At 57.0% G+C, this 1,847-nt stretch carries 1 protein-coding gene; it reads right to left on the minus strand.

Annotated elements, in window-relative coordinates; genetic code table 11:
* Window positions 1-1,847: condensation domain-containing protein (locus NLX74_RS25425; RefSeq protein ID WP_254330924.1), on the minus strand; the 1,847-nt coding region annotated here is incomplete at both ends.

Below are 1,847 nucleotides of genomic sequence, written 5' to 3' on the forward strand. Positions count from 1 at the left end.
CGCCCCGCCCGCTTTCCAGACGGCCAGCACGGCCACCAGCAAGTCCACCGAACGCTCGGCGAGAATGCCGACGATCGTCTCCCGGCCGATGCCGCTTGCACGCAGCGTGGCCGCCAAGCGGTTCGCCCGCTCGTTCAGCTCCGCATACGTCAGCCGGTCGTTTTCGTACACGACGGCCGCCGCTTCCGGCGTGCGCTCCGCCTGTTCCTCGAACAGCCGGTGGAACGCGGCCGCAGGAGCCGCTTCCGGCTGCGTCGGGTTGAACGCGCCGAGAATTTGTTCTTTTTCCTCTGCCGTCAGTAAGTTCAACTCGGCGATCTTCGCATCTGGACGGCTTACGATCGTTACGAGCAGCTGCTCGTAATGTTTCGCCAGCCGTTCGATCGTCTCCCTTTTGTAGAGAGCCGTCGCATATTCGAAGCTGTAATCCAAGCCCCCGTTCTCCTCGCCCACATCCAAGCTGATATCAAACTTCGCGGTATCCAGTGCGCTCGGATAAGGTTTCAGGCGAAGCCCTTCCAGCTCAAATTCCTCGTTCTCCGTATTCTGCATCGTAAACAGCGTGTCGAAGAGCGGATTGCGGCTTAAATCACGGGTGACTTGCACCTTGTCCACCAATTCTTCGAACGGATAGTTTTGATGCTCGAAGGCGTGGAGGGTCGTTTCTTTGACTTCGTTCAGGTATGACAGGAATGTCTTCTCCGAAGCCGGATAACTGCGGATAGCCAGCGTGTTTAAGAAAATCCCGATCAACGGCTGCACATCTCCATGATTCCTTCCGGCAATCGGCGTACCGACGATCACGTCTTCCTGACCTGAATATTTATGCAGAAGGACGTTATACGCCGCAAGCAGCACCATAAACAGCGTCGTGCCCGTTTCCGAGGCCAGCTGCTTCAGGCCGTCGGTTTTCGAAGCGTCAAAGAAAAACTCCAGCGTTTGGCCTTCGTAGCTCTGCATGGCCGGACGCGGATAGTCGGTCGGCATTTCCAGCACCGGAAGCTCGCCTTGGAACATGTCCAGCCAGTACGCCTCCTGACGCTGAAGCCGTTCCTTCTGCTCCTGCGAATGCTGCCAAACGGTGTAGTCTTTGTACTGAATGCGCAGAGGCTCCAGTTGCTCGCCGCCGTACAAGCGGACGAATTCTTCAACAAAGATTTCCATCGAGACGCCGTCGGAAATAATATGATGCATGTCGTACATTAGAATATGGCGTTCCGGAGCCAGCTCAACAAGGCCTACCCTCAGCAGCGGAGGCTTCGCCAAGTCAAACGGACGGACGAAACGGCGAACCGTCTCTTCGGCCTCTTGCTCATCCGCTCGATAGAACTCCACGGCAAAATTCACGTCCTGGTAAATCCGCTGCGATGCTTCGCCATCCACCATTTCGAACCCGGTGCGCAGCGTTTCATGCCGCGCCATGAGCTTACGGAACGCTTCTTCGAACCTTGCCCGGTCCAAAGCACCCTCCAGCAACATCGCTTCCGGCATGTTGTAGCTAAGCTCCGCGCCTTCCAGTTGATTCAGGATAAAGAGACGTTTTTGAGCAAAAGATTGCGGGTACACCTCTTGGTCATCCGCCACTGGAATGGCAACGAATGTCTGCTCATCCAGCCGGGAGATGGCGGCCGCCATGCTCTCGATCGTGGAATGGCGGAACACGTCGCGCAGCGGCAGATCCACGTTCAACTCTTTATGAATCTTGCTGACCAGCGTCGTCGCCCGCAGGGAGTGGCCGCCGATGTCGAAGAAGTTGTCGTGAACGCCAATCTCCTTCGCAAGCCCCAGCACCTCCTGCCAAATCGCCGCCAGCTTCGTTTCCAGCTCATTGCGCGGTGCGACGTACT

Origin of the sequence: Paenibacillus sp. MZ03-122A (genome assembly GCF_024213325.1) — a bacterium.
GTDB classification, from domain to species: Bacteria; Bacillota; Bacilli; order Paenibacillales; family Paenibacillaceae; genus Paenibacillus; species Paenibacillus polymyxa_B.